At 49.8% G+C, this 20,920-nt stretch carries 21 protein-coding genes; all 21 read left to right on the forward strand.

The window, feature by feature from the left end; all coding sequences use genetic code 11:
* The first annotated feature begins 79 nt into the window (after positions 1–79).
* The 21 genes from V7P87_RS04285 to V7P87_RS04385 all read left to right on the forward strand — a co-directional run bounded on the left by V7P87_RS04285 (position 80) and on the right by V7P87_RS04385 (position 20,909).
* Positions 80–2,098 (forward strand): flagellar hook-length control protein FliK, encoded by a 2,019-nt coding sequence (locus tag V7P87_RS04285; RefSeq protein WP_333796322.1) that lies wholly within the window; start codon positions 80–82, stop codon positions 2,096–2,098.
* Between the two features lie 95 nt (positions 2,099–2,193).
* Positions 2,194–2,727, forward strand: a complete 534-nt coding sequence (gene fliL, locus V7P87_RS04290) for a flagellar basal body-associated protein FliL (protein WP_333796323.1) — start codon at positions 2,194–2,196, stop codon at positions 2,725–2,727.
* A gap of 30 nt (positions 2,728–2,757) precedes the next feature.
* Positions 2,758–3,852: a flagellar motor switch protein FliM gene (gene fliM / locus V7P87_RS04295; protein WP_260657694.1), complete on the forward strand. Its 1,095-nt coding sequence runs from the start codon at positions 2,758–2,760 to the stop codon at positions 3,850–3,852.
* The gene (gene fliN / locus V7P87_RS04300; protein WP_333796324.1) at positions 3,852–4,244 is read left to right on the forward strand and encodes a flagellar motor switch protein FliN; all 393 of its coding nucleotides are present in this window, start codon (positions 3,852–3,854) and stop codon (positions 4,242–4,244) included. The genes fliM and fliN overlap by 1 nt, the downstream gene beginning before the upstream one ends.
* Positions 4,244–4,675 carry a flagellar biosynthetic protein FliO gene (fliO, locus tag V7P87_RS04305; RefSeq protein WP_333796325.1) on the forward strand — a complete coding sequence of 144 codons (432 nt, stop codon included), beginning with the start codon at positions 4,244–4,246 and terminating at the stop codon, positions 4,673–4,675. The genes fliN and fliO overlap by 1 nt, the downstream gene beginning before the upstream one ends.
* A 9-nt stretch (positions 4,676–4,684) precedes the next feature.
* A complete protein-coding gene (fliP, locus tag V7P87_RS04310; protein ID WP_333796326.1) occupies positions 4,685–5,428 on the forward strand; it encodes a flagellar type III secretion system pore protein FliP in 744 nt (247 codons plus the stop codon).
* A gap of 1 nt (position 5,429) precedes the next feature.
* Complete coding sequence (gene fliQ / locus V7P87_RS04315; RefSeq protein ID WP_260657698.1) at positions 5,430–5,699, forward strand: flagellar biosynthesis protein FliQ; 270 nt, start codon at positions 5,430–5,432, stop codon at positions 5,697–5,699.
* Position 5,700: 1 nt separating this feature from the next.
* Positions 5,701–6,474, forward strand: coding sequence for a flagellar biosynthetic protein FliR (gene fliR, locus V7P87_RS04320; RefSeq protein ID WP_333796327.1), 774 nt, complete (start codon positions 5,701–5,703; stop codon positions 6,472–6,474).
* Between the two features lie 8 nt (positions 6,475–6,482).
* Positions 6,483–7,613 carry a flagellar biosynthesis protein FlhB gene (flhB, locus tag V7P87_RS04325; protein WP_333796328.1) on the forward strand — a complete coding sequence of 377 codons (1,131 nt, stop codon included), beginning with the start codon at positions 6,483–6,485 and terminating at the stop codon, positions 7,611–7,613.
* A 216-nt stretch (positions 7,614–7,829) separates the two neighbouring features.
* Positions 7,830–9,941 (forward strand): flagellar biosynthesis protein FlhA, encoded by a 2,112-nt coding sequence (gene flhA, locus V7P87_RS04330; protein WP_333796329.1) that lies wholly within the window; start codon positions 7,830–7,832, stop codon positions 9,939–9,941.
* A 10-nt stretch (positions 9,942–9,951) separates the two neighbouring features.
* On the forward strand, positions 9,952–11,379 hold the full coding sequence (gene flhF, locus V7P87_RS04335) for a flagellar biosynthesis protein FlhF (protein ID WP_333796330.1): 1,428 nt from the start codon (positions 9,952–9,954) through the stop codon (positions 11,377–11,379).
* Positions 11,372–12,253 (forward strand): MinD/ParA family protein, encoded by an 882-nt coding sequence (locus tag V7P87_RS04340; RefSeq protein ID WP_442967928.1) that lies wholly within the window; start codon positions 11,372–11,374, stop codon positions 12,251–12,253. Before flhF ends, V7P87_RS04340 begins: the two co-directional genes overlap by 8 nt.
* Positions 12,250–12,969 (forward strand): RNA polymerase sigma factor FliA, encoded by a 720-nt coding sequence (locus tag V7P87_RS04345; RefSeq protein WP_260657703.1) that lies wholly within the window; start codon positions 12,250–12,252, stop codon positions 12,967–12,969. Before V7P87_RS04340 ends, V7P87_RS04345 begins: the two co-directional genes overlap by 4 nt.
* 53 nt (positions 12,970–13,022) lie before the next feature.
* Positions 13,023–13,394 carry a chemotaxis response regulator CheY gene (gene cheY, locus V7P87_RS04350; RefSeq protein ID WP_442967929.1) on the forward strand — a complete coding sequence of 124 codons (372 nt, stop codon included), beginning with the start codon at positions 13,023–13,025 and terminating at the stop codon, positions 13,392–13,394.
* Between the two features lie 25 nt (positions 13,395–13,419).
* On the forward strand, positions 13,420–14,178 hold the full coding sequence (locus V7P87_RS04355; RefSeq protein WP_333796331.1) for a protein phosphatase CheZ: 759 nt from the start codon (positions 13,420–13,422) through the stop codon (positions 14,176–14,178).
* 15 nt (positions 14,179–14,193) lie between these two features.
* The gene (locus V7P87_RS04360) at positions 14,194–16,443 is read left to right on the forward strand and encodes a chemotaxis protein CheA (RefSeq protein WP_333796332.1); all 2,250 of its coding nucleotides are present in this window, start codon (positions 14,194–14,196) and stop codon (positions 16,441–16,443) included.
* A gap of 11 nt (positions 16,444–16,454) precedes the next feature.
* On the forward strand, positions 16,455–17,600 hold the full coding sequence (locus V7P87_RS04365; RefSeq protein WP_333796333.1) for a protein-glutamate methylesterase/protein-glutamine glutaminase: 1,146 nt from the start codon (positions 16,455–16,457) through the stop codon (positions 17,598–17,600).
* Positions 17,593–18,336, forward strand: coding sequence for a flagellar motor protein (locus V7P87_RS04370; protein ID WP_333796334.1), 744 nt, complete (start codon positions 17,593–17,595; stop codon positions 18,334–18,336). Before V7P87_RS04365 ends, V7P87_RS04370 begins: the two co-directional genes overlap by 8 nt.
* Positions 18,337–18,340: 4 nt before the next feature.
* On the forward strand, positions 18,341–19,333 hold the full coding sequence (locus tag V7P87_RS04375; RefSeq protein ID WP_333796335.1) for an OmpA family protein: 993 nt from the start codon (positions 18,341–18,343) through the stop codon (positions 19,331–19,333).
* Positions 19,334–20,122 carry a ParA family protein gene (locus tag V7P87_RS04380; protein ID WP_333796336.1) on the forward strand — a complete coding sequence of 263 codons (789 nt, stop codon included), beginning with the start codon at positions 19,334–19,336 and terminating at the stop codon, positions 20,120–20,122.
* On the forward strand, positions 20,115–20,909 hold the full coding sequence (locus tag V7P87_RS04385; protein WP_333796337.1) for a chemotaxis protein CheW: 795 nt from the start codon (positions 20,115–20,117) through the stop codon (positions 20,907–20,909). Before V7P87_RS04380 ends, V7P87_RS04385 begins: the two co-directional genes overlap by 8 nt.
* Positions 20,910–20,920 lie beyond the last annotated feature (11 nt).

Here is a 20,920-nt window from a genome sequence, read left to right on the forward strand (position 1 = left end):
AGCCCACGGGCTGTCATCTTTTTGCTCTGGAACCCAGGTTGCCACAATACCTGATGCGCTCAGGTTTATGGGAGTTCAGATGAGTATCGATATGCAGTTTTCTTTGTTAAGCAGTGACTTAGATGCAGCACCTTCCAGTTCAGCTCGAGCCCGTGGCAGCGATGCTGACAAGGATTTTGCTGAGGCATTTGACGAGCAGCTGCAACAGGCAAATGACGCCGAATCAACGAAAGCTTCCGCGAACAACCAGCGCCCAGCGGGGCAGGAAGTTGCCACTTCACAAAAGGCACAGTCTGAAGTTGCCGCTACTGCAACTGTTGATAAAGCTTCGACCGATGTATTGTCGACAGAACAAGCATCAGAACTGCAGCCTATTAACCTGCTGTCAAACACAGAAGAAGGCACAGGCAAGTCCGGCAATATGGAGGCTGGCCTCGAGGCTGAACGGGCCGCTTCATTATTTCAGTTAATTACCAGGTCGCGCGATTATGCCGCTGAACTGGGGGCTGGGGCTAAGGGCACAACGGCGCAAAATAATGCGCAGACAGCGGCCGACCTTGCTAAGGCTGGTTCCGCTGATGAAGCTGCGTTGTTGCTTGCACAGTTGCAACAGGCCAAAAAGCCGGGCGCTGAACAAAGTACAGAGCAGACAAAAACAGCAGCAGAAGCCCTGATTGACGAAGATAGCCAGGACCAGACTATCAGCGCCACACAGCAGGCGTTATTGCAGCAAAAGGTTGCCGCAGCCGACCAGACAACTGGTGGTTCATCATTGGCAGAGCAAGGTGCAGCACAGCAAACTGCATCTGAGCAAAAGGTAGTTGAGCAGGGCACAACACTGCAAAACACCAGAGCGCAAGTAGGCCAGTTTGCGTTGACAGCAACTGACGATTTATCTGTGCAACCCAAACAGTCAACTGAGGCTGACACTCTGAAGCTGCAATCTGAACTTCAGGCGGGCACTGCTGCAAAAGCTGCTGAAAGTGCCGCTGCAGATGCAGGTAAAACTACTCAGGATGGTAGCCAGAATGCCATAAGCCGAGCAGAGAAATTCTATGCAGAGCAGGGTATGCCAGAGCAAAACGAACAAAAAGTGATTGAGCTTAGCAGGTTAGAGTCAGAGACCACAACAGGCCAGGTTCAACCGCAGCAGGCAAAAACAGCTGAACAAAATGCCGCCGGTGCTGTGAGCAATAGCCAAAACGCAATGGCCGGGCAGTCCTTGGCAACAGAAAACACCGGCACTGACAGTCCGCAGTTAACAGAGCAGACACAATTAACGGCGGCTCTGCTCGGGCAAACACCTGCTGCAGTGGCCGGGAAAGACAAAAATAAAACGCAGACAGCAACTTTTGCTGAATTCCAAAAATCTGCAAATGCTGCTTTGGTACAGCAGCAAAAACAGCAACAACAAAACGAAGCACAATACAGCACAGCCGCTGGCAAGGCCGGTGCTGATGCAGCTATAGCGGAAACGATGACTGCAGCGATTCAAGTGCCGCAGCAGGAAGGTGCAGCTGTGCCGGTGTTGGCTGCAACTGATAAATCTTTGGCGACAACTTCGGCTTTTAATCAGGCGGGTTCTCAGTCCGGCTCACAATCCGGTTCGCAGCAGCACAGCAGTTTTAGCCAGATTTTAGCGACCAAACAGGCCGATCCGCAGATCCAGAGTCAACCGGCGTTGTCTTTGCTCGAACCCAATGCCGCCACTCAGCTCAAAGAGCGGGTGATGTACCAGGTGAATCAAAAAATTCAGAGCGCCGACATCAGGTTAACGCCGGAAGATCTGGGCACGGTGCAAATTAAAATAAATCTGCAGCAGGAGCAGTTGTCGGTGCAATTTGTGGTGCAACAAAGTGCCGCCAAAGAAGCGCTGGAACAACAAATGCCCAGATTAAAAGAATTGCTGCAGGAGCAAGGCATGGCGCTGACCGATGGTCAGGTGCATCAGCAGCAGAGTGAGCAGCATCAGCAACAGGATGAAAGACGCACGGCTGGCCGTGCGAATACCAGGGATGCGGCGGTTGGCGACGATGAGGCTGTGGTGCAACAGGTGCAGGTCGCAGTGTCTGACCGGATGGTGGATTATTACGCATAACAGGTTATCAAACAGCGCTCTGGCACAATCTTGATTGCGTTTGCCAGGACAAGCGGTAAATAATAGCAAAAAACCGCAACTGAACCGGAGTTCACATGGCTGCTGAAAAAGATCTGCAAATCGCTGATGGCGGAGCAAAAAAGAAAAAAATGATCATCATTGCCGCGGCAGTGGTGGTGTTAGGGGCTGGTGTTGGTGGTTATTTTGCATTCAGTGGCGGTGATGCCCCTGAAGCGGCACCGGCTACAGCGGATGCCGCCGCAGCAGAAGGTGAGGCGGCGCCGGCCAAAGCTGCGAGTGGTGAATTAGGCACTGCCTTGTATGTGTCGATGCCAAGGCCCTTTGTGTTTAATGTGCCGGGTGCATCGCGTGATCGGCTGGTGCAAATTAAAGTGCAAATACTGGTGCGTGGCACCAATAACGAAGAAATTGCCAAACAGCATATTCCGTTAATGGAAAGCACTATGCTCAGAACTTTTAGTAAAGCCAATGCAGATGATCTGGTCACTGCTGCCGGCAAAGACACTTTAAAAGCGGCGGCACTGAAAGATGTGCAGGAAGCGCTGATTGGAGTAGCTGGCAGCCCGATAGTGGAAGAGATCCTCTTTACCGGTTTTGTAATGCAATAAGTCTGAGCATGCAGACAGAGGGTAACCAACTTGACTGATTTACTGTCACAAGACGAAATAGACGCGCTACTGCATGGTGTTGATGACGTCGAAGAAGAAGAAATAGAGGACGGTTCCGGCCCTGGCGGTCGTTCAGCCCTTGAATACGATTTTTCTTCTCAGGACCGTATCGTCCGTGGCCGGATGCCAACGCTGGAAATGGTAAACGAGCGTTTTGCCCGCCATATGCGGATCAGCTTGTTTAACATGATGCGCCGCACCGCCGAGGTATCGATCAACGGTGTGCAGATGATCAAGTTTGGTGAATACGTGCACACGCTCTTTGTGCCAACCAGTTTAAATATGGTGCGCTTCCGTCCGCTCAAAGGCACTGGCCTCATTACCATGGAAGCCCGTCTGGTTTTTATTCTGGTGGACAACTTTTTTGGTGGTGACGGTCGTTATCACGCCAAAATCGAAGGCCGGGAATTTACGCCGACCGAACGCCGTATTATCCAGATGCTGCTCAAACTGATTTTTGAAGACTACAAAGAAGCCTGGGCGCCGGTGATGGACGTGTCTTTTGAATATCTGGATTCAGAAGTCAACCCGGCGATGGCCAATATTGTCAGTCCAACCGAAGTGGTGGTGATCAGCTCCTTCCATATTGAACTGGATGGTGGTGGTGGGGACTTCCACGTGGCCTTGCCTTATTCAATGCTGGAGCCTATCCGCGAACTGCTGGATGCCGGTGTCCAAAGTGACAAAGAAGACACCGATTTGCGTTGGAGTAAGGCGCTGCGCGACGAAATTATGGATGTGAAGGTGAACCTCAGTACCAAGATGATGGACGTGGAGCTGACGCTGGAGCAAGTGATGAATATGCAGCCTGGTGACATTATTCCGGTGGAGATTCCGGAGCATATCACGGTGCTGATTGAAGATTTACCAACCTATCGCGCCAAAATGGGTCGCTCCCGCGACAACGTGGCGCTGAAGATTATTGAAAAGATTAAACGACCAGAGTCGGTTAAATCTGAAATGCATGTATTTACCAAAGGCGGCCGTCGTTTAGACAGTGACGCCGATATCAGTGAATTAGAAGCAGATTTGATCTTATCTGAACAACCAGAGGACAGATGGTAATGGCTGACGATAAAGACACCATGGACGAATGGGCTGCGGCTTTAGCCGAAGCCGAAGGCTCGACAGCAGGTGCCGAGCCGGTTGAACTGGAAGAGTTACAGGAAGAAAGGGCGCCGATTTCGGCGGATGAAAAACGCAAACTTGATACCATTTTAGATATTCCGGTCACTATTTCGATGGAAGTAGGACGGGCCAAAATCAGTATCCGTAACCTGCTGCAACTAAACCAGGGGTCTGTGGTGGAGCTGGAGCGGGTTGCCGGTGAGCCTTTGGACGTACTGGTCAACGGCACCCTGATCGCGCACGGCGAAGTGGTGGTGGTGAACGATAAATTTGGTATTCGTTTAACTGACGTCATCAGTCAGATTGAACGGATTAAGAAGTTACGCTGATGCGCTGTTGTTTGATCACCCTTGTTGTTGGCGCCTGGTTATTGCCTTTGCAGTTGCTGGCGCAGGTGGCAGAGCAGGCACCCGCTGCCGCTGCTGCCACCAAAGAAGTCAGTAAAGCTTCGGCCAATTTGCCTGGTGTCGGGCAGATCGTCATTTCTTTGGCGCTGGTGATTGGTCTGGTGCTGATGCTGGCTTTTGCCTATAAAAAAATGCAATTCAGACTGCCGGGCGCAAAACATTTTCGGATAGTTTCTACCTTAAGTGTTGGCCCAAGAGAACGTATCTTAGTTATTGAAATACAAGGAAAACAACGGGTAATTGGCGTCACGCCCAATAACGTAAATTTCCTGTTTGATTTAGAAACTCCGCTTCCTGAAGAAAAGTTGGCATCAGATTTTCATACGCAGTTACAGTCGTTCCTGAAAAAATAGATTGATGTCATGTTCAGATTGGTTCTCCTGCTGCTGGTGCTGCTAAGCCCGGCAGCTTTTGCCGACAACGGCGCTATGTCGGCGCTGCAAATTACCACCAACCCCGATGGGTCCCAGGAATACAGTGTGACACTGCAAGTCCTGGCCATGATGACAGCGCTCAGTTTCCTGCCGTCGATGATCATTATGATGACCTGTTTTACCCGCATCATTATTGTGCTGGCCATTTTGCGTCAGGCTATGGGTCTGATGCAAAGCCCATCCAACCAGGTGCTGATTGGCATCACTTTGTTTATGACCTTTTTTATTATGGCGCCGGTGTTTAAACAGGTAAACGACACAGCGCTACAGCCTTATCTGGCGGAAGACATCACCTCCTTGCAGGCGCTGGACGCCGCAATTATTCCGGTGAAGGCTTTTATGCTGCAACAAACCCGGGTCAAAGATTTAGAAACCTTTGCCGATATTGCCGGCCATCCACCCGTGGCCAGTAATAAAGACTATCCGATCACTATTGTGATCCCGGCTTTTGTGACCAGTGAGCTTAAAACTGCCTTCCAGATTGGCTTTATGATTTTTATCCCGTTTTTGATCATCGACCTGGTGGTCGCCAGCGTGCTGATGGCCATGGGTATGATGATGTTGTCACCGATGATAGTAGCGCTGCCATTCAAACTGATGATGTTTGTACTGGTGGACGGCTGGTTATTGGTGATGGGCACTTTAGCCACCAGCTATGGGGTTGGGACTTAATATGACACCGGAAATTTTTGTCGATGTGCTGAACGACGCACTTTATATGGTGATTTTGCTGGTCAGCGTTATTATTCTGCCGTCGCTGGCGATAGGTCTGGTGGTGGCTGTGTTTCAGGCCGCAACCTCGATTAACGAACAAACCTTAAGCTTTTTGCCCCGTTTAATTGTGACTTTGCTGGCGCTGATGTACGGCGGTCACTGGATGACACAAACCCTGATGGATTACACCACAGGTTTGTTTCTCAGTATTCCGACCGTGGTGAGCTAAGATGGAATTTCCGCTGCAAACGCTGATGCAGGCCATTGCAGATTTTCTGCTGCCGCTGACCCGGATTGCAGCAATGTTTTCACTGATGGCTGGTTTGGGCGCCAAAACTGTTCCTACCCGCATCAAAATGGGTCTGGCAGTGACGTTTACCCTGATTATTATGCCGGTTATTCCACCTGCCACAGACGTCAATTTAATGTCGTTTAATACCGTGATTCAGGTATTGCAGCAGATGATTATTGGCATGGCGATTGGCTTTATCTCTTTGATGTTTATCAATACTTTTATTCAGGCAGGTCAAATTCTGGCCACTCAGACAGGTTTAGCTTTTGCATCGATGATTGACCCGTCCAGTGGGGTCAGTGTGCCTTCGATAGGTCAGTTTTATCTGATTTTGGCCACTTTGTTGTTCTGGGTGTACGACGGACATCTCATTATGTTTCAGATGGTGGTGTTTAGTTTTACTTCTTTACCTATTGATGGCGGTTGGTGGGATGTTTCGCATTATTGGACTGTCGCCGAATTTGGCTTGTGGATTTTTTCCGCTTCGCTTGCCATTGTATTAGCGCCCGTCACCGCCATGCTGCTGGTGAATATGGCCTTTGGCATTATGACGCGCGCCGCTCCTCAGCTGAACATTTTTGCCATAGGTTTCCCGGTGACGATGATTTCCGGTTTATTGATCATGTGGCTGACGATGGACACTTTTGCGTATCACTTTAATTTGCAATGGCAGCACGGTATTGAATATACCTGCAAGCTGATTGGCTGCTAGGAGGTCCAATGGCAGCTGATACCGATATGGAAAAAACCGAAGACCCCACGAGTAAAAAGCTCGAGGACGCCGCGAAAAAAGGCAATATCGCCCGCTCCAAAGAGCTCGGAACTGCTTTTGTGTTGATGGGGTCGAGTCTCGGATTGTTAATTTTTGGCAGCGAGCTGGCTAGCACCACTTTGCAGGTGTGCCGGCGTTTATTGTCGCTGGACGCCAAAGACATGTTCGAAACCAATTCTATGTTTACCGCCATGGGCGCGGCCTTATCCACTGTGATGCCGCCGCTTTTGAAACTTTTTGCGCTGATTGTGATCGCGGCTTTTGTCGGTAACACCTTGCTTGGCGGTTATAACTTTACCTGGTATGGCGCTAGTTTCAGGCCGGCCAAAATGAACCCCTTGTCTGGTTTAAAACGGATGTTTGGCCTGCAGTCGCTGGTGGAGCTGTTAAAGAGCATCCTGAAAGTGGCAGTGGTCGCAGGTTTTGCCTACATGATGCTGAGTATCTTTTTCGACGATATTATGGCGCTGTCGTTAATGAACGACTTTGACGACATGTCAGATGCACTTTATCTGCTGGGCTGGATGTTTTTTGGTTTGTGCGCCAGCATGATTATCATTGCTGTGGTCGACGCGCCTTATCAAAGCTGGAATCATCACAAACAGATGATGATGACCAAACAGGAAGTGAAAGACGAATACAAAAACTCTGAAGGTAATCCGGAAATTAAAGGTCGTATTCGCCGGATGCAAATTCAGATGTCGCGCCGTCGTATGATGCAGGCGGTGCCGACTGCCGATGTGGTGGTCACCAACCCGACCCACTATTCAGTGGCCTTAAAATATGAGCAGGGTAAACACCGCGCCCCTGTGGTGGTGGCCAAAGGCGTGGACGAAGTAGCGCTTTATATCCGCCAGATTGCCGACGCCAACAAGGTGCCGATAGTACAATCACCGGCGCTGGCACGGTCTATTTATTTCACTACTGAAATTGATCATCCAATTCCGGATCAGCTGTTTGCCGCTGTGGCCCAGGTACTGGCTTATGTATTCCAGCTGAAGGTATACAAACGCGGGAAAGGTCAGAAACCAAGACCTTTGGCCAAAGATCTACCTATTCCAGAGGGTTACCGACATTAAAAGGTCAAAGCCTGTGAAAAAACAGCGGTAAATTTCTCAGTCAGATCAGCGCTGACGTCATCTGTGACTTGCGAGCGAAGGTGCTGATTAAGCATAAAGCAATACCTGATTTGTCGCATTCTATTGCGTCTGATGTTTATCTATATCCCAAGATGCTACTAACTGGAACAGTTTTTGCCTAAGCCTTTAAAGCGTCAATTTTTTATCAGGCTTTTTATGCAACTTCCTTCAGTATTGGGCAAATTTGACCGCAGTCAGCTGCAACATGCCAAAGGGGTGGCTACACCCCTGTTAATCATGGCGGCACTCGCCATGGTGGTCTTACCTATGCCACCTATTCTGCTTGACGTGTTGTTCTCCTTTAACATTGCGCTGGCGCTGGTGGTGTTACTGGTCACCATTTATGTCAGAAAACCGCTGGAATTTGCCATTTTCCCTTCTGTGTTGCTGGTGGCCACTATTTTGCGGCTGGCATTAAACGTGGCCAGTACCAGGGTGGTGCTGCTGGAAGGTCATAACGGTCCTGGTGCGGCCGGTGCTGTGATCGAATCTTTTGGTCACGTGGTGATAGGTGGCAACTTTGCTGTTGGTATTGTGGTGTTTTTGATCCTGATCATCATTAACTTTGTGGTGGTGACCAAAGGTGCCGGCCGTATTGCGGAAGTCACAGCCCGTTTTACGCTGGATGCGATGCCGGGTAAACAAATGGCCATTGATGCCGATTTAAACTCAGGTTTTATCGATCAGGATCAGGCACGTAAACGCCGCGATGAAGTCACAGCCGAAGCTGACTTTTATGGTTCGATGGACGGTGCCACCAAGTTTGTCAAAGGGGATGCCATCGCCGGTTTAGTCATTGTGGGTATCAACCTGATTGGCGGTTTGTTTATCGGCATGATCCAACACAATTTGACATTTAGTGAATCTTTAGAAATTTATACCCTGCTGACCATAGGTGATGGTCTGGTGGCGCAAATCCCGGGTTTATTGTTGTCTATTGGTACCGCCATAATTGTGACGCGGCAAAACAAAGACACCAATATGGGCGAGCAGATGTCTGGCCAGCTTGGCAATATCAAGGTGCTGACCGTCGCCGCCACGTTATTGTTTATTATGGGCATAGTGCCTGGCATGCCACATTTTGCCTTTTTATCACTGGCAGCTGCTGTTGGTGGTGCTGCTTATTTCCTGCAACATCAGAAGAAAAACCCTGCCAGTGAGCTGGTCGGCCGTGGTAAAGCTGAGCTGGTGCCTGGTACCTCCGACAATATCCAGCCACAAAAAGAAATCAGCTGGGACGATGTACAGCCAGTCGACATTATCGGTCTGGAAGTGGGTTATCGGTTAATTCCGCTGGTGGATAAATCTCAGGGCGGCGAATTGCTGACCCGGATCAAAGGGGTACGGAAAAAACTGTCACAGGAGCTGGGTTTTCTGGTGCCGGCAGTACATATCCGCGACAACCTGGATCTGGAACCCAACACTTACCGAGTCACCCTGATGGGGGTAACCAGCGGCAGCTCAGAGCTTCGCCATGACAATGAGCTGGCCATTAACCCAGGCCAGGTGTTTGGCACAGTGAAGGGGATTGCCACCCGTGATCCGGCCTTTGGTCTGGAAGCTGTGTGGATCCCGAAAAATCAGCGGGAACATGCGCAAACTCTGGGTTATACAGTGGTGGATGCCGCAACAGTGGTGGCGACTCATTTAAGCCAGATCTTAAGTAACAATGCAGCCAGCCTGCTTGGCCACGAGGAAGTGCAGAACCTTCTGGATATGCTGGCCAAAACCTCGCCCAAACTGGTGGAAGCTTTGGTGCCTGACACCATGGCGCTGACGGCTGTGGTAAAAGTGCTGCAAAACCTGCTGCACGAAGGGGTGCCTATCCGTGATATGCGCACCATAGTACAAACGCTGGTGGATTATGGCGCGCGTAGTCAGGATATTGACGTGTTAACTGCTGCCTGCCGCATCGCACTGCGCCGGTTAATAGTGCAGGAAGTGGCGGGTTCAGCCGATGAAATTGCTGTGATGACGTTTGCCCCTGAGCTTGAGCAGATGTTGCATCAATCGATGCAGGCCGCCGGCAATGACGGTTCCGGCATAGAACCTGGCCTGGCTGAACGTATCCAGAACTCGCTCAGAGAAGCCAGCCAGCAGCAGGAACTCAGTGGGGAACCTGCAGTGTTGTTAACTTCCGGCATACTGCGCTCAGTGATGGCACGATTCGTGAAATACACTATTCCAGGACTGCGGGTATTGTCCTATCAGGAAATTCCGGATGACAAACAGGTCCGGATCGTCAGTGTGGTAGGACAGGCGGGTTAGGAGTTAAAAGATGAAAATTAAACGTTTTGTAGCCAAAGACATGCGGACAGCTTTAACCGAAGTTAAAGAGTTTCTCGGCCCGGATGCCATTATTTTATCAAACAAAAAAGTGGCCGGTGGTGTGGAAATCGTCGCAGCCGTTGACCCGGAAGCCGCGCCGGCTAAGGCTCAGGCAGCAGCAGAAGCAACAGCGGCAACCAAGCCAACCAGCAAACCCCGTCTGGATATCCGGGTGGGCGATGACGAAGAAGAAGCCGAACCTGCAGATTCGCTGCGCGCTTTATTGGCGCGTCAGATGATTAAACAGCAAAAAGCGGCACCTGATCTTCAGGCCGCTGCTGCCGTCAATCCGCTGACGCAAAATCTGCAAAGTGCGATACAGAGTCCACGTCAAAGTCCATTAAAAGCCAGAACAGAGCCACAGGAGCGTCAGAATTCTGTCACTTCAGGGCCAAATCTGCAGGAGCTGTCGGCACTGCAGAAACAACAAGCCAGTCTGATGCAGCAACAGTTTGACGTGATGCGCCAGGAAATGCAGTCGATGAAACAACTACTGCAGCATCAGGTATCGGGGTTAATGTGGCAAGACCTCGCCAGACGCGAGCCGGTGCGTGCCCTGGTGATTGAGCAGCTGATCCAGCTTGGCCTGTCCGAAGCCATGGCCGATCAGCTTGCCTGCTTTATGCCGGAAGATATCAGCGACCGTGATGCCTGGAGTTGTGCACTGGAATTATTAGCCGGCCAGCTGACCACGACCAACGACGACATTATGCGCCGTGGCGGCGTGATTGCGCTGGTGGGGCCGACCGGTGTTGGCAAAACAACCACTGTTGCTAAATTGGCAGCGCAGTTTGCCAAACGCCATGGTGCAGATCAGGTCGCATTGATTACCACTGACACTTTCCGTATTGGTGCTTTTGAACAACTAGCCACTTTTGGCCGTATTATTGGTTGTCCGGTGAAACAGGCCAAAGATCACGAAGAACTGACATTATTGTTAACCCAGTTACAACAACGTAAGTTAATTTTGATCGACACCGCCGGCATGAGTCAAAGAGACGTGCGCCTGGCTGAAAATCTGTCGGCTTTGATGCATAATTCGCGTGTCAAAATAAAGAGTTATCTGGTATTGTCAGCAACATCCCAAGCAAGGGTCATGCAGGAAACTGTGGACCACTTTAAACGAATTTCACTGGCAGGTTGTATTTTCACCAAACTTGATGAATGCTTAAGTCTGGGTGAAATTATCAATGTCGCTGTTCAAAATGCGTTACCTGTCAGTTATTTGACCAACGGTCAACGGGTTCCGGAAGATATCGAAATTGCTGAAGCAACGGCGATGGTGACGCAGGCAGAACAATTACGCATGGCCCACACCAGTTCGGGGCATCAGTGGTATCAGGATGGTTTGACCCGGACGGAAGCAACCTATGCATAATCATGAATTAACTTACGATCAAGCCAGTGGCCTGAGAAGAATGAAACAGCGTATGGTCAAAGTAATAGCGGTCACAGGTGGTAAAGGTGGGGTGGGTAAAACCAACGTCACACTGAACCTGGCCATGGCCATGGCACAAATGGGCAAAAAGGTGCTGGTACTGGATGCCGACCTTGGCTTGGCCAATTGTGACGTGATGTTGGGCCTGAGGGTCGAACGTAACCTGTCTCATGTGTTATCCGGCGAAGCTGAACTTGACGACATTCTGGTTACCGGCCCTTTTGGTATCAAAATTGTGCCAGCCACATCGGGCACCCAATCAATGACTGAGCTGAGTCCGGCAGAACACGCTGGTCTTATCCGTGCTTTTAGTGAATTAAAAACCTCTTTTGATGTGCTATTGGTCGACACTGCCGCCGGTATCTCAGATATGGTACTAAGTTTCTCGCGTGCCTCACAGGATGTGTTGGTAGTGGTTTGTGATGAACCTTCATCGATCACTGACGCTTATGCCTTAATGAAAATTCTAAGCCGTGAACATGCAGTGCAAAAATTTAAAATTGTCGCCAATATGGTGCGCAGTTTAAAAGAAGGCCAGGAGCTTTTTGCCAAATTAAGCAGGGTAACTGACAGATTTTTGGATGTGACTCTGGAGCTGGTTGCCACTATTCCTTTTGACGAAAATGTGCGAAAAGCAGCCCGCAAACAAAAAGCCTTTATCGAAGCCTTCCCTAAAACGCCGGCTTCGCTGGCGGTTAAAACTCTGGCGACCCGTGCCGTACAATGGCCGGTGCCGCCCAGTGCATCCGGTCATCTCGAGTTTTTTCTGGAGCAACTTGTGCAACCACAGCATGAACCACGGGGTATGGCGTGAATAATCGCCTCGCAGCCTACGGTGCTGCTAATCAGATGCAATTACTGGTGGAGAAACATGCGCCGCTGGTGAAACGTATTGCCTACCACCTGCTGGCCCGATTGCCAGCCAGTGTGCAGGTTGATGATTTAATTCAGGCCGGTATGATAGGTTTGATTGAGGCGGCAAAAAATTTTGATGGCACCAAAGGTGCCAGCTTCGAAACCTTCGCCGGTATTCGTATTCGTGGTTCCATGCTCGATGAAATCCGCCGCGGTGACTGGACCCCCCGCTCAGTACACCGTAATGCCCGCCTGATTGCTGAAACAATAGCCGAACTCGAAGCAGAACTCGGACGAGACGTAAAAGATGTTGAAGTTGCTGAAAAACTTGATATAACTTTAGATGAATACCACCATATGCTGAGTGATGTCAGTAGTGGACGCATCATAGGCATCGAAGATTTAGGTGTCACCGACGATGCCTTGGTTACTGCAGATGATCGTGAAAATGATCATTTATATGAAGAGCAGGCTAACGATTCGTTTCAACAGGCTTTAATAAAAAATATCAGTAGCTTACCTGAGCGGGAAGCAATAGTATTGTCGCTATATTATAATGACGAACTAAATCTGAAAGAGATTGGCGAAGTCTTAAGCGTCAGCGAATCTCGTGTCAGTCAAATCCATAGTCAGGCACTGGTGCGGTTAAGAGCCCGGATGCAGGACTGGTTGTAATACTTGAGAATAACCATTGAGGTATCTCGTCGGAGGGGATTTTGGATAAGAATATGAAAATTCTTGTGGTAGACGACTTTTCTACTATGAGACGCATCATCAAAAACCTGTTGCGCGATCTTGGCTTTACCAACGTGTCGGAAGCAGATGACGGCAGTACTGCACTTCCAATGCTGCAAAACGGCGATTTTGATTTTGTCGTAACAGATTGGAATATGCCGGGTATGCAAGGTATTGATTTACTTCGCGCTATTCGTGCTGATGCCCGACTGAAACACATTCCGGTATTGATGGTGACTGCGGAAGCCAAAAAAGAACAAATTATTGCCGCAGCACAGGCCGGTGTGAACGGTTATATCGTTAAACCTTTTACTGCAGCCACCTTACAAGAGAAGTTGTCTAAAGTTTTTGAACGCTTAGGTTAACCGTATCTGACAAAGGAGTGGCGCCATGTCTGCAATTACGGCACCTATGATCACCTTGGAACAGGCTCGTGAGCTTGTGCAGTTGTTGGAAATGGAGCAGCAGGAAGCTGCAAATGAACTTGTGCAGGGGCTTGCAGTGCCCGGCTCCTCCGAGTTGTTCGCCGAAGTAGGCAAACTTACCCGTCAGTTACACGATTCCCTGAAAAACTTTCAGGTTGACCCAGCCATCGATAGTTTGCTCACCGAAGATATTCCGGACGCCAAACGTCGGTTGAATCATGTTATTGACATGACAGAGCAGGCGGCCAACAAAACGATGGACGCCGTTGAATCCTGTCTTCCTATCGCTGATAAATTAAATTCCGACATTTCTCATATCTTGCCTGCATGGCAAAAGTTGATGAGTCGGAATATGAAAGTTGGTGAATTCAAAGAGTTATGCCATAGTCTGAACGGTTTCCTAAGCCATGCTTCGAACGATGCCACTGCTTTGCAATCATCGTTGACCGAAGTGTTGATGGCGCAGGATTATCAGGATCTGACCGGACAAATTTTGCGTCGTGTGATCGAGCTGGTACGTGAAGTGGAAGACAGTCTGATTGGGCTATTAACAGCATTTGGTCATCAAAACTTACCTGTACTGGACAAACCTGCGCCCGTGGTTGCGAAAAAACCTAAAGCAGGCCATGAAGCTGAAGGCCCGATTATTGATGCGCAGTTGCGTGATGATGTGGTGCACGGCCAGGACGACGTTGATGATTTATTATCGAGTTTAGGTTTTTAAGAGAGGTGCGGTAGCATGGGCTTTGATTTAGATGAGGACATTTTACAGGATTTCCTAGTCGAAGCCGGCGAGATCCTCGAGCTGTTGCAGGAGCAGTTGGTCGAACTAGAAAATAATCCCGACGATGCCAGCTTATTAAATGCAATATTTCGTGGTTTTCATACGGTAAAAGGTGGCGCCGGTTTTCTGTCGCTGACAGAACTGGTGGACGCCTGCCATGGTGCAGAAAACGTTTTTGATATTCTACGCACCGGCAAAAGAAGGGTAACGTCTGAGTTGATGGACGTGATCCTGCAGGCATTGGACGCCATCAATGAAATGTTTGCCAATGTACAGAACCGGCAACCGCTTGAACCTGCCTCTCCAGAATTATTAGATGCATTACATCGTCTGAGCGAGCCCGAGTCAGAAGACGAAGTGCATGCCGCACCTGCTGTTGAGGCTCCGGTTGCCGTTGATGAACCTGAAATGAGTCTGGATACCTTTGATGCGGCGGTGTCGCTGGAAGTTGAAGGTGGTGCTGAAGCCAGCTCAGGTTCAGTGGATGATATCACTGAAGATGAATTTGAGCGTTTGCTGGATGAACTACATGGCAGCGCAGCGCCAGGCCGGTCAGAGCCGGTAGTTGCCAAAACAACAGCGGCGGCTGTGTTGGACTCAGGTTCCGACGATATCACTGATGATGAATTTGAAGCCATTTTGGATCAATTGCATGGCAAGGGCTCTTTTGTTCCTGCCAGCCATGAATCTGCGCCTGTGGTAAAAGCCGCAGCGCCCGCAGCCCCTGCTTCAGCTGAAAAATCTCCGGATGACATCAGCGACGAAGAGTTTGAATCCTTATTAGACGAGTTACACGGCAAAGGTAAAGCACCTGTGGGGGCGGCTGAACCTGCAAAAGCAGCAGCGCCTGCCGCAAAACCAGCAGCTGCGGCTCCGGTGGCAAAAGCAGCGGCGCCTGTAGCTAAAGCAGAACCGGCCAAAACACCGGAAGTAGTCAAAGCGCCAGCCCCTGTTGCAGCAGCAAAAGATAAAGATGCGGATGACAGCAAAGGTGCAGCCGCTGATACTACTGTGCGGGTTGACACCAAACGCCTCGACCAGATCATGAATATGGTGGGTGAACTGGTGTTAGTGCGTAACCGCCTGGTGAGTCTGTCTGCTGCAGCCCAGAATGAAGAAATGAGCAAAGCGATTTCGAATCTGGATGTAGTGACGGCTGACTTGCAGGGTGCTGTGATGAAAACCCGGATGCAGCCGATCAAAAAAGTATTTGGCCGTTTCCCGCGCGTGGTACGAGATTTAGCAAGATCGTTACAAAAAGAAATTAACCTCGAGCTTGAGGGTGAAGACACGGATTTAGATAAAAACCTGGTGGAAGCGCTGGCCGATCCGCTGGTGCACTTGGTCCGCAACTCGGTCGACCATGGTATTGAAATGCCGGATGTTCGGGCCAAAAATGGCAAACCACGGACAGGTCTGGTTAAACTTGCCGCCCAGCAGGCCGGCGACCATATTCTGTTAACTATTCAGGATGATGGTGCCGGTATGGATCCCGAGAAGCTGAAATCCATCGCTATCAAGCGCGGTGTGCTCGATCCGGATGCTGCAGCGCGGATGTCGGATACCGAAGCTTTTAACCTGATTTTTGCCCCTGGTTTCTCGACTAAAGAGCAGATTTCGGATATCTCCGGCCGTGGTGTGGGTATGGATGTGGTGAAAACCAAAATCAACCAGCTCAACGGTACTGTGCATATTCATTCGAAGTTAGGGCAAGGCACCTTACTGGAAATTAAGGTTCCGCTGACTTTAGCCATATTACCAACGCTGATGGTGGTGGTTGGCAAACAGCCATTTGCATTGCCACTTGCCACAGTGAATGAAATTTTCCATCTGGATTTATCAAAAACCAATATTGTTGATGGCCAGTTGACCATAGTGGTGCGTAACAAAGCAATTCCGCTGTTTTATCTGGAGCATTGGCTGGTGCGTGGTTCAAATCAGAAACTGCGCCGTGAACAGGGTCATGTGGTGATTGTGCAGTTAGGCACCCAGCAGGTTGGTTTTGTGGTGGACTCGCTGGTGGGTCAGGAAGAAGTGGTGATTAAGCCGCTGGATGCCTTGTTGCAGGGCACGCCTGGTATGGCTGGTGCCACTATCACGTCAGACGGTGGTATAGCGTTAATTCTGGATGTACCAAACCTGCTCAAACATTACGCGAAAAAGTCCAAGATCAAGTTTGACCGGTTTAACAATTTAACTTCATAAGCGAGTCATCTATGTCGATCAAGGTATTAGTGGTAGATGATTCGAGCTTTTTCCGTCGTCGCCTGACCGAAATTCTGGCAGGCGATATGGAATTAACTGTGATAGGCACTGCCAACAACGGCAGGGAAGCAGTTGAGAAAGCGCTGGAGTTAAAGCCGGATGTGATCACTATGGATGTGGAAATGCCGGTGATGGACGGTATTGCCGCGGTGCGGGAAATCCTGAAGCAACAGAGGGTGCCAATCCTGATGTTTTCTTCGTTGACCCATGCCGGCGCCAAAGCCACACTGGACGCTCTGGATGCCGGAGCCGTCGATTTCCTGCCGAAAAAATTTGAAGATATTGCCCGTGATAAAGGTGAAGCTATCGAAGTGCTGCGCCAGCGGGTCAAAGCGGTCGCCCGCCGGCGTTTGTTTGTGCGACCATCAGCAACAGCCGCAGCGCCTGCTCCTGCAGCGAGGCCTGCGACTGCACCGCTTGCACGTACACCCCTGGCTAGAGCTGAATTATTAAAAAGCCCGGAGCGTGCTGAAAACACTGAAACTCAGCCGGAACGTTCTTTTAAGGCGTCGGGTAAAAGTTACAAATTGTTGGCCATTGGCACTTCAACAGGTGGCCCTGTTGCGCTGCAAACTATTATCACTGCACTTCCTGCCAATTTCCCATTGCCGATAGTACTGGTACAGCATATGCCTGCTGCTTTTACCGGTGCTTTTGCGGCCAGGTTAAATTCACTGGCGAAAATTGAAGTACGTGAAGCTGTTGACGGAGACCTGTTAAAACCTGGCGTGGCCTATCTGGCGCCAGGTGGTAAACAAATGCTGGTAGAAGGTTCAGAGAATCAGGCCAAGCTTCGTATTAAAGAAGACGATTCACCCCGTATTACTTTTAAACCCAGTGTGGATATTACCTTTGGTACTGCCGCTAAAGTGTTCAGCGACAAAGTGCTGGCCATAGTGCTGACCGGCATGGGGTCGGATGGGCGTGATGGTTGTCGTTTGCTGAAACAATTTGGTTCCCGCATCTGGGCGCAGGATGAAGCCAGCTGTGTGGTATATGGTATGCCACAGGCCGTCACCAGTGCCGGCTTAACCGACGTTGAAGTCAGTTTGCCGGAAGTCGCTGGCAAAATAATTGCGGAAGTCGGTCATGGATAAACTGTCAGTCGCTGGTTTGATTCTAGGGCTTGCGGCCATAGCCAGCGGTTACACCCTGCATGGTGGTGATTTAGCAACCTTATTTGATATACCAGCGCTGGTGATAGTACTGGGTGGAACTCTGGGGGCAGTGCTGTTCCAGACTCCTTTACCACAGTTTACCGTGGGCATCAAAATGTTGGCCTGGGTGTTCCGCGCCCAGTATGTGCCGCTGAACGCCACAGTCGAGCGTTTGATTAACTGGGGAACAGCTGCCAGAGCCAATGGTTTTTTATCACTGGAAGCAGAAGCGCTGCAGGAGAGTGATCCTTTTTTGCATAACGCGCTGAATTTGCTGGTGGATGGGGTAGAACCTGCCATTTTGCAGGACGCGCTGGATGCTGAACTAACACTGGAGCGTGAACGTTTAATGCGCTCGGCCCGTATTTATGAAGCCATGGGTGGTTACAGCCCGACAATTGGCATTATCGGTGCTGTGCTTGGCCTGATTCAGGCGATGCAAAACATTGATAAACCTGAATTATTGGGCAGTGGCATTGCAACAGCTTTTGTTGCAACAGTGTATGGGGTTGGTTTTGCCAACCTGGTGTTTATTCCTATTGCCAACAAACTGAAAAGTGTGGTGGTGCAGCGTACTTTGTATCACGAGTTGATAGTGGAAGGTGTGGTGTCTATTGCCAACGGTGAAAATCCAAGGGTTATAGAGCGTAAACTTGCAGCTTACCGGGTCGGATAATTTTATGTATCGGTATCGTGAACGTCATCAGCAGATGGACCAGGAGCCACTCGACCGCTGGCTGGTGTCTTATGCGGATTATGTCACGCTGATGTTTGCGCTTTTTGTGGTTTTGTATTCGTTGGCGATCGCCAAAGAAGAAAAATTCAAAACCATTTCAACCACTTTGGCGCAGGTTTTTGAAAAAGCGCCGGTGCCACAGACTGGGGTAAAAGGGCCGGACGTATTAACCGATAACAAACCCCGCAGTGATTATCAGAAGTTTGGGTCTTCTTTGGAAACCGCTACCGGGCCGGAACTGGTGGCGGACGCGAAAGAACAAAACGTGCAAAAAGATCCACAGTTTGGCAACCCGCTGGTATCTTTACAGGAGCAACTGACTCAGTCGCTGGCCAACCTGATTGAACAAGGTGTAGCCAAGGTAGAAAATGACGAAGACTGGCTGACAATTCAGCTCAACAGTGGTTTGTTGTTTCCAAGCGGTAGTGCGGTACAAACCTCGTCAGCACGGGTACTGCTTAAAGAAATTGTCGATATTTTGAACCAGACCAGCAATATAGTGCGGGTGCGTGGTTACACTGATAATCAGCCGATGAGCAATGAAATTTTTCCATCCAACTGGGAACTGTCGATGGCAAGAGCCACCGCAATTTTACGTGAATTACAAAGTCTGGGTGTCAAGCCCGAGCGGTTGGCTGCTGAGGGTTATGGTGAGTTTGCGCCTTTTGCCGATAACAGTACAGAGCGGGGCCGGGCTGAAAACCGCAAGGTGGTTATTGCCATTTCTAAATTTGCAGCGCGGCCGCTCAACACACAATCACAGTTGCCATCTGAAGCAACACCAGCAGAGTTGAAGCAGGTGTTACGACAGGCCGCAACTTTGCCAGCTGAAGATGGCACCATTCATGTTATCCGCTTACCGCACGGGGGGATCAGAATTACTTCTGCACCGCCGACACCGGCAGATAACCAAGAACAAAAAAACGGGAATAATTAATTGGTCGTTTGGACTATTGCAAATCAAAAGGGTGGTGTAGGCAAAACCACCTCTACTGTGACATTAGGTGCGCTGTTGGCAGAGCGTGGCCACAGAGTTTTATTGATTGATACCGATCCTCATGCTTCATTAACCTATTATTTTGGTATTGATGCAGAGGAGCTGGAAAACAGCGTTTACGACATTTTTATCCGCGGTAAATCCATCAGCAAAGAAGAGATCATGCAGTCGTTATGCCCAAGTGGCATGAATAATCTGGATATTCTGCCCTCGTCTATGGCACTTGCGACACTGGACAGATCTTTGGGCGATAAAGGTGGTATGGGCTTAATTCTGAAAAAAGCCCTGGCCAAAATTGCCGACGAATATGATTATGTGCTGATCGATTGCCCGCCTGTAATTGGGGTGTTGATGGTGAATGCTATGGCCGCCTGCGACCGTATCCTGATCCCGGTGCAGACCGAGTTTTTGGCGCTTAAAGGCCTGGATCGGATGCTGGCCACTATGCAGCTGATGCAAAGCAGTAATCAGCCAGGCTATCAGTTCACCATAGTGCCAACCATGTACGACAAACGCACTAAAGCTTCACTGGAAGCTTATAAAGAGCTCAAAGCAAAATATGGCGATTTGGTTTGGTCTGCGGTGATCCCAATCGACACAAAAATGCGTGATGCCAGTCTGGCACAAACGCCGCCGCCTGTGTATGCGCCTAAATCCCGTGGTGTTTTTGCTTACAATACCCTGTTAACTTATTTGCTGCAGTTAAGCCCGGAGCCTGTGCATGAGTGATCTGGTTGCCAGTCATAAGGTAATGCGCAACTATTTGGCTGCACTGCTGACCGAAGAGCAGGAGCCGGAGGTTCAGACGAAAGTTGCTGAAGTGAAAAAACAGCAGCTGAATCAGTTATTGGCGACAGTTCAGCCTGACAAGCCTAAGGCTGCAGCAGTCACAGTGGCGAAAGCTGCGCCTGTTGTCGCTGCACCACAGCCTAAGATTGAAGCAAAAGTTCAGCCGGAAATAGTCAAACCAGCCCCGGTAGTGACAGCCAACAAAGTTGTGGTGCAAGAGGCTCTGACCAATACAGCGCCGCCGGCAGCGCCTGCTGTGCCAGTTGTTGAGAAAACCTACCGCCAGGGCCGTTTCCAGGCGCTGTTTTTTGAGGTGGCAGGTTTAAAAGTGGCATTACCGCTTAAAGATTTAGGCGGCATTCACAAAATCACTGCGATCAACACTTTACCCGGCAAGCCGCTCTGGTATAAAGGGGTGATGTTATACCGCGAGCAAAAAATTAATGTGGTGGATACAGCCCGCTGGGTGATGCCAGAAAAGTACGATCAACAACTGGCAGAAAGTCTAAACTATCAATATGTTATTATGCTGGGCAAAAGTTCATGGGGTATTGCCTGTGAATCCTTGATCAACACAGTAGCCTTAGAACAAGAAGACGTAAAATGGCGTGAGGCCCAGGGCAAACGCCCATGGTTAGCCGGATTGATTAAACAACATATGTGTGCTTTGTTAGATGTGGATGCCTTGATTGCGTTGCTCGCGCAGGGCGCAGGCAGTTCAGACTAAGCACGGACCAA

The sequence above is a fragment of the Rheinheimera sp. genome (assembly GCF_036782235.1).
Classification (GTDB): domain Bacteria; phylum Pseudomonadota; class Gammaproteobacteria; order Enterobacterales; family Alteromonadaceae; genus Pararheinheimera.